The following is a 13,775-nucleotide window of genomic DNA, read 5'->3' as shown; positions in this document are numbered from 1 at the left end:
AGTCAACAGAAAAACTACAACTGTAGTCGAAGCGCTTGGAAACTTCGGCTAGCGCTCAACAATCAGCGTGGCGCCCATCACAGACTCGACTCTGAGTAAGTCACCCGCGCGAACCGTCGACACAGCCGTCCCCACTTCCAGCCGCGCGGACCATTGCGTATCGCCCAGTTCAACCCGGCCCTCTGTGCCCGTGAAGTCCGCTACCGCTTTGACCTGACGCCCGATCAGCGCTTGGCCCGGATCGTTGAGATCAGACGGCTCGCCACCTTTTACGAGGCGCTGCAAATGGGTGCGACCCAACACTAAAGTTGTGATGGACAGCAGGAAGAACAGCATCATCTGCAACTCCCATCCCATTGGCGCGATGAAGAGCAGCACACCCACGATTAGCGCGGAGACGGCCGGCCAAAGAATATAGGTTGAACCCAAGACGAGCTCCAGACCCAGCAAGACGACCCCAAGAATGAGCCAATGCCAAGCGGTAAGTTGCGACAGAATTTCGATCATTTGCCGCCCTTCCCACTCGGTGTTGTTCCGCCTTCGATCAACGTCTTGATCCCTGCCAACGTCCCGGCCAGTGAGGACAATTCAGCGGGCACGATCAAGGTTTTCTGATTAGGCGATGTGGCGAGTTTTTCGAATGCCTTCACGTAATCTTGCGCCACAAAATAATTGATCGCGTTGACGTCGCCCTTGGCAATCGCCTGGGACACCATAGTGGTTGCCTTGGCTTCGGCTTCGGCTTCACGTTCGCGCGCTTCAGCGTCGAGGAAGGCAGCCTCTCGGCGACCTTCGGCTTCACGCACAGCGGATTGTTTCTCACCCTCCGCCTTGAGAATTTGAGACTGTTTATGTCCTTCGGCCATCAGAATGTCGGCGCGTTTTTCGCGTTCGGCTTTCATCTGCTTATTCATGGCCTGAGTGATGTCGGCAGGCGGTGACAGATCCTTGATCTCGATCCGCGTCACTTTAGTGCCCCATGAGTCGGTTGCCCGGTCAATCACGGTCAAAAGCCGCGCATTGATCTCATCACGACGGGACAGAACCTCATCCAAATCCATCGAGCCAACAACGGTCCGGACATTGGTCAGGCAGAGATTTTGGATCGCATGATCAAGATTATTGACCTCGTAAGCCGCTTTGCGCGGATCGATCACCTGAATGAAAACCACGGCATCCGCGGTCACCATGGCATTATCCTTAGTGATCACTTCTTGGCTCGGCACATCGATAACGCGCTCGCGCATGTTCACCTTGTGACCGATACGCTCATAAAAGGGGATCAGAAAAGTCAGGCCGGGCTTGAGGGTACGCGTATACCGACCAAAACTCTCAACCGTATATTCCCAACCTTGCCGCACGATTCTGACAGCTCGGAAAACGAAAAACAGAACTAGCGCGACCGCCAGCAAAACCAAAATTTGTCCAAACCCCATCTATCGTCTCCTTTTATATGTATTCAGCGGTCATATTCTTCAGCGTGTTTTCGCCTATAGATTGTCGAGCACATGCTCAGCCGAGCTGACTTTGAATTCGCCCGGACCTTCAACGAAGAGCTGCTCGACTGTGCCGTCATTCACGACCATAGCGTAACGCTGGCTACGCATGCCCATGCCGAAACCAGATGCATCCATTTCAAGCTCGACCGCTTTAGCAAACGCGCCATTGCCGTCAGCCAGCATGACAACATCGTCTGCGTCCTGCGATTTTCCCCACGCGTCCATAACGAACACATCATTGACTGATGTGCAGGCAATTGTGTCGACGCCTTTAGCTTTTAATGCAGCGGAATGTTCCTTGAAGCCAGGCAGATGCTTGGCTGAACAGGTCGGTGTGTAAGCACCAGGCACAGCGAACAGGACAACGCGCTTGCCAGCGAACAGATCAGATGCGCTCATCGGCGCCGGTCCGTCTTGTCCCATAGTCATGAAAGTCGCGTCTGGAACGCTTGCGCCGGGTTGGATAGTCATAGGGTCTCTCGTCAAAAAAGTTATCGTTGGTCGATAAGATGCCCGCGATAACCGCATTTGGCAATTCTTGAAATTCGCCGAATAATCCCCATGTGACCGGGATGCCGAGTGTTAAAATTGAAATTCAAGATGATGGCCCATACCAAACTTATGCGGGTCAATATTTGATCGCGACGCCCGCTATGGGCGATCCGCGTTTCCGCCAAACCGTGATCTTTCTCTGTTCGCATGATGCCTCCGGCGCGATGGGGATTGTCGTCAATCGGCCTAAACATGATCTCGTTATTTCCGATCTTCTCGATCATGTTGGTGTCGATGGAGACGTGCGCGTTGCCGACGCCCCTGTTCTCGAAGGCGGCCCTGTCGATATAGATCGAGGCTTTGTTCTGCATTCCGCCGATTGGTTCCGCGAAGAAAGCTCGCTCAAAGTGTCGGAGACGCTGGGGCTGACATCGACCAAGGACGCGTTAGAAGCCTTGGTCACGGAAACCGCGCCGGAACGCGCCGTGCTCGCGGTCGGCTATGCCGGCTGGGGAGCAGGACAACTTGAGGACGAAATTGCCGATAATGCATGGCTTATCGTCGGCGGCGACGATGCGCTTGTCTTTAGTGAGGATCTGGACGCAAAATGGTCACAAGCCTTGGCACGCATGGGCATTAGCCCCGAACAGCTCTCCGCATTTGGTGGCAGTGCCTAGAGTCTGCTTTTAATAAGCGATCACTCAACTTTAATCTTTTTTAAGAAAGCTATTTAGGGTAGTGAACCCTTATGGCCCCTAGCGACCCAAAACTCACCATTCTGCTCATCGATGACGATGACACCGAGAAGGTGACGGTCACGCGCATTCTGCGAGCGTTGACGAACACTACCTTCCATCTCGATCATGTAGAGCGGTGCAGCCAAGCTCTCGCCCTGCTAAAAAAGAAAACCTACGATCTCGTTCTGCTCGACAATCGGTTGTCAAAGCGAATTTCAGCCAAATTCTCAGTGCCTATTATAAAATCCGCCATAAAAAGTGCGCCCCTTACAATCATCTCGCATGATATCTCCCCTACCTACCTACAAAACCCAACCGAACTCGGCGTGGACTTCATCGTCGACAAGAAGGACATGATCGATTTCCTCAGATCACAGATAAATACGCTTTTGGGGAGGGGTGATGGGCGGTCACCTATAAGCTCAAAACCCGTTTGAGAGGGATAAACCCTAACCTCTGTACGGTTTCAAACCGGCCTCACACCAATTCGGCCGATTAGGGTCGAAGACCCCCTGCCCATTCTTGCTCCATGTTATGTAGTTGGGCTGCGTCAAAGGGTCGCCTTCATGACGTTCGGCGTTATCTGCTCTGAATGGACAACACCCCCTCAATCTTCAGCATACTCCTCATCGACGAGGATACGTCCGAAACGCAGACGATTCGGACTATTCTGAAAAGCTTGACGGATGCGCCCTTTTCCATCGATCACGTTTTAAAGTGTAGTCAGGCGCTCGGCTTACTCAGAGAGAGGCGTTACGAACTTGTCCTGCTTGAAAAGCAGCTGTCGCAGCGCATATCGGCTAGATTTTCAGTACCCATGATTAAGGCGGCCATCCAACTGGCTCCGATTGCGATCATGTCGAAATACGATACGTCATTCAGCCATGCCGACCCCGTCGAACATGGGGTCGATTATGTCATCGATAAAGCCAACATGGCCGACTTTCTGAGATCGCAATTGAACTACCTGTTGGGCATTGAGGCGCGTCCTTATACAGCGTCTCGTCCGATTAACGTGGGCGGAGCCCTGACCTCTAAATGATCCGAAGGCCCGGTTTCTAGCATCGCTTGAAGCGAAGTTTTCGCGTTGCTTCGCGAACTTCGGCCTACGTCATCTGATTTCACTTGATGGCGTCCTGATTAGGGCAACGCACCCCCATAAAACCTATAAGAAAATTGGACAGTTAGAGCGGTTTTGAGCATAGCTTAACGGCATGTATTTTTCGAAAATCATACCACTCTTCATACTCAGCTTTTGTCTTCTCGGCTGTCAGTCAGACATCAGACAGAACGCGCCATCAGCGACACCCGAAAGCGTCGGGGTTAATCTGACAACACAGAAAATTCTGGTCGGCGCTGAGCGGTCAGACATCTATCTGCCCTTACTATCTGGCCAATCCATTGCGGTTGTCGCCAATGCAACCTCCGTTGCGGGCGACCAACATTTAGTTGATGCGCTGCTAGAGGACGATGTCGTCATTCGCAAAATCTTCGTGCCTGAACATGGGTTTCGCGGGCTAAAAGATGCGGGTGAAACCATCGATAATGAAATCGATACCAAGACCGGCCTGCCGATCATCTCACTCTATGGCACCAACAAAAAACCGACGCCTGAGCTCTTAAGCGATGTGGACGTCATGGTCTTTGACCTCCAAGATGTTGGCGTGCGGTTTTATACCTATTTGAGCACGCTCCATTATGTGATGGAATCTTGCGCCGAGACTGACACGCCCCTGATCGTGTTCGACCGACCCAACCCTAATGCTCATTATGTCGACGGACCCGTTTTAAAGCCTGAATATTCGTCATTTATCGGGCTTCATCCAGTCCCATTAGTTTATGGCATGACGATTGGCGAGTATGCTCAGATGATCAATGGCGAAGGGTGGTTAGATAAAGGCGTCCAGTGCGATCTCACTATTATTGAACTCGAAAACTATTCGCACGACACGCCCTATAGTTTACCGATCAAACCTTCGCCCAACTTGCCCAACATGGACGCGGTCTATTTATACCCATCCTTGGCGCTGTTTGAGGGCACGACCGTTAGTATTGGCCGCGGTACAGACGTACCGTTTCAAATTGTCGGTCACCCTGATTATCCGAATGCAGAATTCTCTTTCACGCCCCGCCCCGTATCCGGTGCGATGTCGCCAAAACTGAACGGTCAGCTCTGCTATGGCCTCGATTTACGCAAGCATGATTCATCCAGCGCCCCGCTTGATGCGCAGCTCTCATTGGACTGGATCATTGATTTTTATGCCCAACTTCCAGACAAAGAGACTTTTTTTCTGGCCAATAATTTCTTTCATAAGCTCGCTGGCAATGATGTGTTGATGACACAGATTAAGGCCGGCCTGAGCGCCGATGATATTAAACTAAGCTGGCAAGCTGACCTCACGCAATTTCAGACCGTGAGAGAAAAATACCTCATCTATAAATAATAGCGCGTTTGATGCAGACGGCCTCATATCTAACGGGATAAGACCAACATGACAGAAGAGATCAACGAGAAATACTCGGGTCTGGATGTGTGGCCCGTTCGAGACGCGGTCGCGGCTATGTATGAAGGTCAAGTCGACGCCCTTAAAGCTGTTCAGCCCGCCGTAGATGATATTGCCAAAGCGGCCGAAATCGCAGCGCAACGGCTTGGTGAAACAGGGCGTCTTATTTATGTCGGCGCTGGGACATCCGGGCGTTTATCCGTGCTTGATGGGTCCGAGTTAGGACCCACCTATAGCTGGCCGTTTGAGCGGATCGTATTCTGTATGGCGGGCGGGATCGATGCCTTAATACAAAGCCAAGAGGGCGCAGAAGACGTTGCGCAAGATGGTCAGCGTTGGGTGCAAGAGGTAAATACCGGCCACCATGACGTTGTCATCTGTGTGGCCGCAAGTGGGCGCACGCCGTTCACACTCGGCGCTCTGAAAGCGGCTAAATCTCGGGGCGCGATGACCATCGGCATCGCTAATAATCCAAACACGCCATTACTCACCGAAGCAGAATTCCCAATATTGGCGGAAACGGGCAGTGAAATTATTGCCGGATCAACCCGAATGAAGGCTGGGACCGCGCAGAAAATCATCCTCAATATGCTCTCGACAGCCATTATGATCCGCTTGGGCCGCGTCTATGATGGGTTTATGGTCGATATGGTGGTGTCAAACGACAAGCTGGAATCGCGCGCCATCAAGATGGTGAGCGAGATCGCCAATTGCTCATCAGACGTCGCTAGGGCCGCCCTCCACGAGACCCAAAACAACATAAAGAAAGCTATCCTTGTCTGCTCTGGCGCCACCGTTGCCGATAGCGCATCCCTGTTGGATCAAGTTGGCGGAAATCTACGTCAGGCCTTGGCGAAACTGTAGATCTCTCACCATAGTCAGTCTTGAAGCTGCGTAAGATCATTACCGGAGTCAAAACCATGTCTGTTTGTCGGCCTTGATGTCGACCTATTTATCTTCTTAGCTTCACCTAGACTGGACACATGGCCATGATGTTTTCGTGTGTGGCTTTTGAGAGGGATTTTGTTTTCTAAGGCAATGGAATATCCGGAGCTTTATTCGAGAATTACAGGTCTGCCGCGGCAATATTAATCGACTTATGATCTTTGCAGCTGACTTTCCACACCGCCATATAAGTGATAGCGTTCACTGTCTTTAGAACCAATACGTTTGCTCTAAATACCGTATCGAACAACAAGGTAAGGCTAACAGACCAAACGTGATCAATATTAGCCCTGATAAATCTGTTGCGACTCCGCATTACCTGCAAATCGCAAAGAAAATTCGGGCCTTAATCACAAATGGCGATACGGAAGCCGGCGAGGCCCTCCCGTCTGAGCGAGAGCTGTGCCAGATTACCGGCGTGTCCCGCGTCACGATCCGTAAAGCGCTCGATGTTTTAGTCGCCAATAGGGTTGTTGAACGCAGACACGGATCTGGGACCTATGTTCTGCCACGCATTGAACATCTCGGATCGAGTCTCAATGGATTTACAAGCAACGCTCAGACCAAGGGGCATAACCCGCAAGCGATCTGGATCGTTAAAGCCTACGGGACGCCCACCACGGAAGAGGCAGCTATCTTACAAATAGCGGAAGATGATAAAGTCGTTCGGCTTGGCCGGGTTCGCCAAGTTGAGAACCAACCGGTCGCCATTGAACATGCGGTCGTTCCAGCCCGACTCTTACCTGACATCGACGACATTAAAGAGTCTCTCTATCAAGCGCTGGAAATGAAGGGCAACCGTCCCGTTAAAGGCACTCAGAAAGTCAGGGCGTCTCTGGCGAACCCGACAGAAGCAGGTTTGCTGGCCGTCGAAGAATTTAGCGAAGTCCTTCGCATTGAACGCCGGTCCTTTTTACAAGACGGAACCCCTGTTGAGCTAACACGGTCCGCTTATCATGGCGATAAATATGATATTGTCATGGACCTAGGCAATAAGCAGCTCAACTAAACCGCCCTCTCGTTCAAAATAGCTCAACCGTGTTAGGCTGAGACGCCGTTTATCCAAGTCTCTTCAACATCAAGATTTTTATTAATCAGGACAAGGTTCGCCTGCTGGCCAACTTTGATATCCCCCATCTGATCGCCAAGCCCCATAAACTTTGCCGGAATTCGGCTCGCCATACCCACGGCCCGCTCCAAGGATATATTTAGAAAGTTTTGCGCGTTACGAACCGCGCTAAGCATGTCTAAATCGGACCCGGCTAATGTCCCGGATGTCGTGACACATTTCCCGTCCACCACCTCGACGTTAAGATCGCCCAGTGAGAACTGTTTATCCTTGGAACCAACGCTCGGCATGGCATCTGTCACGAGAAAAATTTGTTCGCCAATCTTGGCTCTGAGCGCCAATCTTAACATAGCCGGATGCACATGATGTCCATCCGCAATAATCCCGCACCAAGCGCGATTATCTTCGAGCGCAGCGGCAATAATTCCCGGGTCTCGACTTTGCATCGGCTTCATGGCGTTGAATAAATGTGTAAACCCCGTCAACCCAGCGTCCAAAGCTTCTCGGGTTTGATCATAGCTGGCTTGTGTGTGGCCCGCTGCAACGATGACACCACGATCGGTCAGGGACTTGATGGCGTCTGGAGTCGTTTTTTCAGGGGCAAGAGTCACAAGCGTTTTGCCGCGCTTCAAGCTCGACATTAGATGGATATCACGCTCGCCAATCGATCCGAATTTTGACGAATCATGCACGCCTCGCCGCTCGGCGTTCAAAAAGGGACCCTCTAAATGAAGGCCAACCACGCCGGGAACGCCTTCGGCGATAGCGGCATCAACGGCACCAATAGCCGCCGCCATGACCGCATGATCATCACTGATAAGCGTTGGAAGGAAAGCCGTTGTACCAAAGGCGCGGTGCGCTTTGCCGATGGCGCGAATGCCCTCAACGGTTGGACTGTCGTTAAATAGGACGCCCCCACCGCCATTCACTTGTAAGTCAAGAAACCCAGGGAGCAGCATGTTGCCGCCCATATCTTGCGTTGTGTCGGCCCCCGTCGGACATGTTTCATCATCATAGATACCGACGATTTTCCCGGCATTGATCAATACGCTCTGTCGGTCTTTGAAACCGTCTGTCGTCAAGACATTGGCGTTGATCAGAGCGGTCTTCACTACAGAGTCTCTGTGATTTTTTTTAGATGGTCCGGCGCATCCGGGTTCAGACCACGGCTCAGGGACAGGGCGTTGATGAAACGGTAAAAGGATTGGATCGCCAGAATGGGCCTAAGCTCTGGAACTTCACTTGAAACCGTGGAAAGCAAGCGCGCACCTTTGTCGGCCCTCCCCGTTACAAAGATCTTCGTCGAGCGAGATGTGACGGATTGTGTGACAGCATCAATGCTCGCTTGTGTTTCATCCCCCGTCGAAAATATAATCACCGGAAAGTTGTCTTTGACCAGGGCGATCGGCCCATGCCGAACTTCGGCCGCGCTAAAAGCTTCAGCGTGCAGGCAGCAGGTTTCTTTAAATTTAAGAGCGGCTTCTTTGGCAATGCACAGACCTAGGCCCCGGCTGATCGTGAATAGGGACTGCGTTTCTTTTAGAGCTTCAACCGCCTCGTCCCATGTCATGTCAAACGCCCCCTCTAACTGGCCGGGTAAACTATGAAGACCCGTAGTGAGACTGTCGAGTTGCGCCCATTCAGCGACCATCTGCGCGATAGCAGACAGAGTACAAATGAAGGTTTTTGTGGCGGCCACACTGGTTTCCAGTTCAGCATGAAGCGGGACAACCATCTCCGCTAATTGGGCGAGGGGCGAATGTTCATCATTGACGATGGCGACAACAAAAGCACCGCCATTTTTTGCGGCCTGTGCGGCCGAAAGAATGTCCGGGCTTTGGCCAGATTGAGATATGGCTAAAAACAAGACGCCGTCTAAATCTTGCTTCACGGCAAAGATTGAACTCAGGGACGGCGCCACTGGCAGAACAGGAATTCCGAGTCGCGTTTCAATCATATAGCGCGCGTAAATGCCGGCATGGGACGAACTGCCTCTGGCACAGATCATTACAAATTTTGGGCAATTCTGGCGCAGTCTTTGGCCGAGACGGTGCAGGCTATTTTGATTGAGGTCGAGCTGAGTTTCAACTCTCGCTGGGGCGCTCCCAGCTTCCTTAAACATAGCGGTTTGGTCTTCAATTAAGTGAATCATATCACCTACCAGCATACCTCTTGAACACATCAATGCCAATGTAATACCACTCTTGGCAAGTCATTATGTTTCAGCCATTTATGCGTCTCTACAGTCGAGCATAACAATACCATTGTCGGCAAATGTCGTTTGCGTGATAAATGGTATATCTCGATAACCGTAAGGTCGTGTGAATGTACTTCTTAGGAATTGACGCTGGCGGCACGAAAACGAAAGCGCGGCTTACGGATAGAACAGGCGCGACCATTGGCGAGGGCGTTTCGGGTCCGGGCAATATTCGCATGGGAACCCCCAAGGTTTTTGCCTCAATCTCAGACGCTTACGCGCAAGCCATTGAAAGCGCTGGTCTGTCATCCGATCAAGTCGCGACCATTCGGGCCGGATTGGGCGTCGCCGGCCTAGGGCGTCCGGGTGGGTTGGAGAAATTAGAGGCTCAACCCTTCCCGTTCCAGAACACCATAATCGTCAATGATGCCCGGATCGCCAATATTGGTGCGCATGCCGGCGGCGATGGGGGGATCGTCATCATCGGCACCGGCAGCATTGGCATCGCTCGTGTGAAGGAAAAAGATATTCGCGTTGGCGGATATGGCTTCCCAATTTCAGATGAAGGAAGCGGGGCTTATATCGGCCTTCAGGCGATCCGCATTACACTGCGTGCATCGGACGGACGGTTAGAGCACTCGGACCTCACGCGTTCGGTCTTTGAGAAGTTCGATCGCGATACCCAAGCCATCGTCAATTGGATGGATAGCGCCACAGCGACTGAATATGCGACGATGGCACCCGAGGTCGTTAACGCGGCCGAGGCGGGTGATTATCATGGGCGACTGATTACGTCCCATGCCGCCTGGCATATTGAAATTATGGTCCGTGCCTTATTCGGGTTTGACGTGCCGCGCGTTACGCTCGTCGGAGGACTGGCCCAACGTGTCGAACCTTGGATGTCCCCGGATATTCGTTTGAAACTTAGTCCGGCAAAGGGGGATGCGTTGGACGGAGCCTTATGGGTAGCGCGTAACGTCACCAGCCACGGCTAACATCCGCGCCGATTTTAAGTCCAATTGCCGTATAAAAAAAGCCCGCCTCGGAAAGGCGGGCTTATAATATTCGCTAGCTTAGCCTCTTAGAATGAGGCTGTCGCTGAGAGCTGTAAACGGCGTGGATTGAAGTAACTACGCGGGTCACCGAATGTGCTGCTGCTCTCAAACGGGTTAATATTATACCCGGTTTGAGTGTTGAACACATTGAACAAATCCGCCCGAAGTTCGATATTCTTACCGTTCAGAATTTCAAAGTTCTGAGTGTAGCTGAGATCAAACTGGAAGTGGCTATCCGAACGATTGGACCCTGCAGGTTCCGAATAACGGATCGTACTGCTGCCGCCAAAGTAATAGCCGGGAGACCCTGGCAAGAGAGCAACACCGCCGCCTGCTGGTGGACGATAGGCCAAATTGCTCCAAGCTTCCCATGGTTGGCCTGACTGCCATGCCGTGTAGAAACCGGCGCGACCATTCCAAGGCAGGTCATAATAGCCGTAAACTTTCAACTGGTGCGGACGATCGCCGCGAAGCTTACCTTCTTTATTGTTCCATGGCTGGCGGCCAACGCCATCAGCAATACTGGATGAACCGATAAAGCGGTTGGCGTCATTCACACTGGACGTGTTGTCCTGGTCAAAGTTACCGCGATAGCTCGACCACACGTAAGAACCCTGCAAATACCAATTATCGGCACTGTACTGAGCCTCTAGGCCTGCTTCCCAATATTTGGTGTAGGCTGTGTCCAGTTGCGCAATGACATAGCTGGACCCACCGATTTCGGCGCGAACGTCGGCCAAGTTCGGAATATACAAGCCTAGCTGTTGAATTTCAGAAGGCGCAAATGGGCTCAGACGCGCATTGTTAGGCGTGTCTTCCCAGAAGTTGGATGAGTAACGGTGACGCGCGTGAAGGCGCATCGTCAGATCTTCATTGACCTGCTTGTCCCACCCAACCAAATATTCGTTGGTGTAACGAGGCTTAAGATCATCTTGGAAGAACTTACCGGATGATGACCGAACTGGGTCAATTTCGATGAAGTTACCATTCTGGTCATAGTTGATACGAATATCGCGGTTTAAGTTCCGGTCCCAAGACGCGGCCCGAGCGAGTGATGATGCTGGTGCATTATACTTAGCAAAGTTTGCATAGACCGTATCTCGGTCTGTCCAATCGTAACGGATGCCAAGGCGAGGTTGGATCATGTCTTCCCAATCCACCGTGTACATTTTGTACTCGTTACCGGGTGCCAATTCAAAGCCGGAGAGATTGCCAGATACTTCGCGTAAGCCTTGACCGTACAAAATATCTTTACTGATCATAACACCAACGTCGAACGTCCATTTATCATACTCGATCGTATCATTGATCTCGATGCTCTGAAGAATAGAACGGGAATCGATGGATGGCGGGGCCAATGTACCGCCGCCCCCTTGAATACTCGTTTGGCTAAGCCGTGCTTGGTAGAAGACGGGCGTCACGCCGTCCGATGCAAATGAGTCGCCCCCCAGCACCGAAATAGCCCCGTAACCATTAGAGGTACGCGCTAGGATCTCTTCAACTTCTTGATGTTGGTAGCCAATATGGATGTCATGAAACAATCCGCCAATTTCAAAAGTGCGGTCGTATGCAATTTCAAAATTCGTCCGGTAAAAGTCCTGACTGTTAATGGTTGTCGCACCACCGACGGCCCCGCCGCCCGTTGTTGGATCATAGCTAAACTGATTAACGATGGGCGTGATGAAGGTGTTAAAGGCAATATCTTCTGGCGTTAAGGTCCCCGTCCTGAAGCTCGGAACATTCAGACGTCCAATAGCGCCAAGGTTCCCAACAGGCAGTGGATCATTCGCACCAATTGTGAGATCAAATAGGGTATCAGGCCCACCTGCAGTTTCGAAGCTGAAATCTGTGAACTTGAAGCTCAAACTACTCTTATCATCGATGATCCATGAGCCTTCAGCAATGATGATGTCTTGGCTAGCGTCGCTACCTTCACCAAGCGTAGCGGCTTCAAACTCACCAATACCTTCATTTTCACCATTCCGTTCAGACGTCCGGTAACTGACATCAAATAGAAGGTTATCAGTGGGCGCCGCAGTCAGCTTGCCGAAGAACTCATCGCGCACACTTTTGAAATCACCAACAGGGCCATAAGCGTTACTTGAGTTCTCGCCTGTGACTGTCGGGCGGTAATAGGACCCGTAAAAGAATAATTTGTCTTTCAAGATAGGACCGCCGACATTCGCCGTAATCCATTCTCTATCAAGATCGACCTGAGCGCCCTGCTTCCTGTCAGCGGTCATGCCTGAGCTTTGAATTTGATACCCGACTTCGCCTTTGAACTCATTTGTACCCCGTTTAGACGAGGTATTGATCAAGAAACCAGCCGTCCGGTTAAAGCCAATCGCTTTGGCACCACCGCGAACGACAGACACTTGCTCAATATCATGCGTTGAAGGTTCAGCCGACAGTGTCCCGAACAATGGCAATGACACATCCACACCATCAAATTGGTAGCCATTGTCTTGACCACTTGCGCCAGCACTTGGACCGCGAATAGTCTCTTCCGAATATTGAACGCCGGGGATTAGCTTTTGTAGGTCACGATATTCTTGACCAACTGGGACGCTGTTAATGGCTTGAACGCCAATCGTATTCTTCAATGACCCAGAGCCTGTGTCGACGAGCAACTTCTGTCCGAGGACAATGATTTCGTCACCACTACTGAACTCGACATCAAAATTGATACGTTGCTGCAGCAAAACCATAACGGAGCGCGTTGTTACTGTGCCGTCTGGGTCGGTAAATGTAAGCTCATACTCTCCGGGTGGCAGAAGCGGTAATTGGTAGCGACCATTTTCATCGGTCGTCGCCGTGCGTACACCAGGAAGCACTGGGCTTCGGGCCTCAATCGTAACGCCGGGCGCCACCACACCGCTAGCTTCCGTGACCGTACCGATGACAGCCCCGGCCTGCTGGGCCAATGCCGTCGAACTCATTCCGCCTAATGTCGCCAGCAGAACAAACCCGGTAACGAGCCCCTTATACTTCAAATTGGACTTAATAGATGTAGACGAACGCTGAGCCATAATGCTTTTCCCCATTGGTTTCCGGTTATGCCGAAACATAACAAAGCCGTAACAAGGGTATGGGCAAATTTTAGCCCTTGTCAAATACCAATTTTGCGAAACTTATCGATAATAGGCGATAATTTGACGAAAACACGACGGTCGGGTAACACCACTTTAATATCACTTTGCGTTTTCTGGTTAGGTTTTCATTGCCTCAAACCATCCGGGAGCCTATCGCCAATTGTGTTTTAGAGACGTCTTGGTCC

Annotated in this window: 14 protein-coding genes; 7 read left to right on the top strand and 7 right to left on the bottom strand. The window is 51.5% G+C overall.

The window, feature by feature from the left end; genetic code table 11:
- Positions 1 to 48: 48 nt before the first annotated feature.
- The 3 genes from QQL54_RS10860 to QQL54_RS10850 are packed head-to-tail and all read right to left on the bottom strand — an operon-like array spanning position 49 to position 1,970.
- The gene (locus QQL54_RS10860) at positions 49 to 507 is read right to left on the bottom strand and encodes an NfeD family protein (protein WP_284390551.1); all 459 of its coding nucleotides are present in this window, start codon (positions 505 to 507) and stop codon (positions 49 to 51) included.
- Complete coding sequence (locus QQL54_RS10855) at positions 504 to 1,436, bottom strand: SPFH domain-containing protein (protein ID WP_284390549.1); 933 nt, start codon at positions 1,434 to 1,436, stop codon at positions 504 to 506. The genes QQL54_RS10860 and QQL54_RS10855 overlap by 4 nt, the downstream gene beginning before the upstream one ends.
- Before the next feature lie 54 nt (positions 1,437 to 1,490).
- Positions 1,491 to 1,970: a peroxiredoxin gene (locus tag QQL54_RS10850; RefSeq protein WP_284390545.1), complete on the bottom strand. Its 480-nt coding sequence runs from the start codon at positions 1,968 to 1,970 to the stop codon at positions 1,491 to 1,493.
- A 101-nt stretch (positions 1,971 to 2,071) separates the two neighbouring features.
- On the opposite strand from QQL54_RS10850, the gene QQL54_RS10845 reads away from it, so the two are divergent.
- Entirely contained in the window at positions 2,072 to 2,668 is a 597-nt protein-coding gene (locus QQL54_RS10845; protein ID WP_284390544.1) for a YqgE/AlgH family protein, read from the top strand.
- A gap of 53 nt (positions 2,669 to 2,721) precedes the next feature.
- Here the strand turns inward: QQL54_RS10845 and QQL54_RS10840 are convergent, their stop codons facing one another.
- Complete coding sequence (locus QQL54_RS10840) at positions 2,722 to 2,874, bottom strand: hypothetical protein (RefSeq protein WP_284390541.1); 153 nt, start codon at positions 2,872 to 2,874, stop codon at positions 2,722 to 2,724.
- On the opposite strand from QQL54_RS10840, the gene QQL54_RS15545 reads away from it, so the two are divergent.
- The 5 genes from QQL54_RS15545 to QQL54_RS10820 all read left to right on the top strand — a co-directional run bounded on the left by QQL54_RS15545 (position 2,827) and on the right by QQL54_RS10820 (position 7,186).
- The gene (locus tag QQL54_RS15545) at positions 2,827 to 3,165 is read left to right on the top strand and encodes a response regulator (protein WP_431355938.1); all 339 of its coding nucleotides are present in this window, start codon (positions 2,827 to 2,829) and stop codon (positions 3,163 to 3,165) included. The two genes, QQL54_RS10840 and QQL54_RS15545, sit on opposite strands and share 48 nt — an antisense overlap.
- Positions 3,166 to 3,320: 155 nt before the next feature.
- The gene (locus QQL54_RS10835) at positions 3,321 to 3,770 is read left to right on the top strand and encodes a DNA-binding transcriptional response regulator (RefSeq protein WP_284390539.1); all 450 of its coding nucleotides are present in this window, start codon (positions 3,321 to 3,323) and stop codon (positions 3,768 to 3,770) included.
- 172 nt (positions 3,771 to 3,942) lie between these two features.
- Positions 3,943 to 5,172, top strand: coding sequence for an exo-beta-N-acetylmuramidase NamZ family protein (locus QQL54_RS10830; RefSeq protein WP_284390537.1), 1,230 nt, complete (start codon positions 3,943 to 3,945; stop codon positions 5,170 to 5,172).
- A 48-nt stretch (positions 5,173 to 5,220) separates the two neighbouring features.
- Positions 5,221 to 6,096 carry an N-acetylmuramic acid 6-phosphate etherase gene (locus QQL54_RS10825; RefSeq protein ID WP_284390535.1) on the top strand — a complete coding sequence of 292 codons (876 nt, stop codon included), beginning with the start codon at positions 5,221 to 5,223 and terminating at the stop codon, positions 6,094 to 6,096.
- Positions 6,097 to 6,451: 355 nt separating this feature from the next.
- Positions 6,452 to 7,186, top strand: coding sequence for a GntR family transcriptional regulator (locus QQL54_RS10820; protein WP_284390533.1), 735 nt, complete (start codon positions 6,452 to 6,454; stop codon positions 7,184 to 7,186).
- Positions 7,187 to 7,218: 32 nt separating this feature from the next.
- Here the strand turns inward: QQL54_RS10820 and nagA are convergent, their stop codons facing one another.
- Together nagA and QQL54_RS10810 are read right to left on the bottom strand one after the other, a co-directional pair.
- Positions 7,219 to 8,358, bottom strand: coding sequence for an N-acetylglucosamine-6-phosphate deacetylase (gene nagA / locus QQL54_RS10815; RefSeq protein ID WP_284390530.1), 1,140 nt, complete (start codon positions 8,356 to 8,358; stop codon positions 7,219 to 7,221).
- Entirely contained in the window at positions 8,358 to 9,398 is a 1,041-nt protein-coding gene (locus QQL54_RS10810) for an SIS domain-containing protein (RefSeq protein ID WP_284390528.1), read from the bottom strand. Before QQL54_RS10810 ends, nagA begins: the two co-directional genes overlap by 1 nt.
- A gap of 173 nt (positions 9,399 to 9,571) precedes the next feature.
- Between QQL54_RS10810 and QQL54_RS10805 the strand changes: the two genes are divergently transcribed.
- Positions 9,572 to 10,438: a glucosamine kinase nucleotide-binding domain-containing protein gene (locus QQL54_RS10805; protein ID WP_284390526.1), complete on the top strand. Its 867-nt coding sequence runs from the start codon at positions 9,572 to 9,574 to the stop codon at positions 10,436 to 10,438.
- An 86-nt stretch (positions 10,439 to 10,524) separates the two neighbouring features.
- On the opposite strand, the gene QQL54_RS10800 is transcribed toward QQL54_RS10805, so the two are convergent.
- Positions 10,525 to 13,527 carry a TonB-dependent receptor gene (locus tag QQL54_RS10800; protein WP_284390525.1) on the bottom strand — a complete coding sequence of 1,001 codons (3,003 nt, stop codon included), beginning with the start codon at positions 13,525 to 13,527 and terminating at the stop codon, positions 10,525 to 10,527.
- Between the last annotated feature and the right edge of the window lie 248 nt (positions 13,528 to 13,775).

Source organism: Algimonas ampicilliniresistens (genome assembly GCF_030159955.1).
Classification (GTDB): domain Bacteria; phylum Pseudomonadota; class Alphaproteobacteria; order Caulobacterales; family Maricaulaceae; genus Litorimonas; species Litorimonas ampicilliniresistens.
This window is presented reverse-complemented; position numbering and strand designations above follow the sequence as displayed.

What these genes read in the sequence shown, in the direction of transcription:
- QQL54_RS10855 (WP_284390549.1), bottom strand. Translation starts at nt 1,436, where the DNA reads ATGGGGTTTGGACAAATTTTGGTTTTGCTGGCGGTCGCGCTAGTTCTG.
- QQL54_RS10830 (WP_284390537.1), top strand. Translation starts at nt 3,943, where the DNA reads ATGTATTTTTCGAAAATCATACCACTCTTCATACTCAGCTTTTGTCTT.
- QQL54_RS10845 (WP_284390544.1), top strand. Translation starts at nt 2,072, where the DNA reads ATGCCGAGTGTTAAAATTGAAATTCAAGATGATGGCCCATACCAAACT.
- QQL54_RS10805 (WP_284390526.1), top strand. Translation starts at nt 9,572, where the DNA reads ATGTACTTCTTAGGAATTGACGCTGGCGGCACGAAAACGAAAGCGCGG.
- QQL54_RS10850 (WP_284390545.1), bottom strand. Translation starts at nt 1,970, where the DNA reads ATGACTATCCAACCCGGCGCAAGCGTTCCAGACGCGACTTTCATGACT.
- QQL54_RS10825 (WP_284390535.1), top strand. Translation starts at nt 5,221, where the DNA reads ATGACAGAAGAGATCAACGAGAAATACTCGGGTCTGGATGTGTGGCCC.
- QQL54_RS10835 (WP_284390539.1), top strand. Translation starts at nt 3,321, where the DNA reads ATGGACAACACCCCCTCAATCTTCAGCATACTCCTCATCGACGAGGAT.
- QQL54_RS10810 (WP_284390528.1), bottom strand. Translation starts at nt 9,398, where the DNA reads ATGATTCACTTAATTGAAGACCAAACCGCTATGTTTAAGGAAGCTGGG.
- QQL54_RS10800 (WP_284390525.1), bottom strand. Translation starts at nt 13,527, where the DNA reads ATGGCTCAGCGTTCGTCTACATCTATTAAGTCCAATTTGAAGTATAAG.
- QQL54_RS10860 (WP_284390551.1), bottom strand. Translation starts at nt 507, where the DNA reads ATGATCGAAATTCTGTCGCAACTTACCGCTTGGCATTGGCTCATTCTT.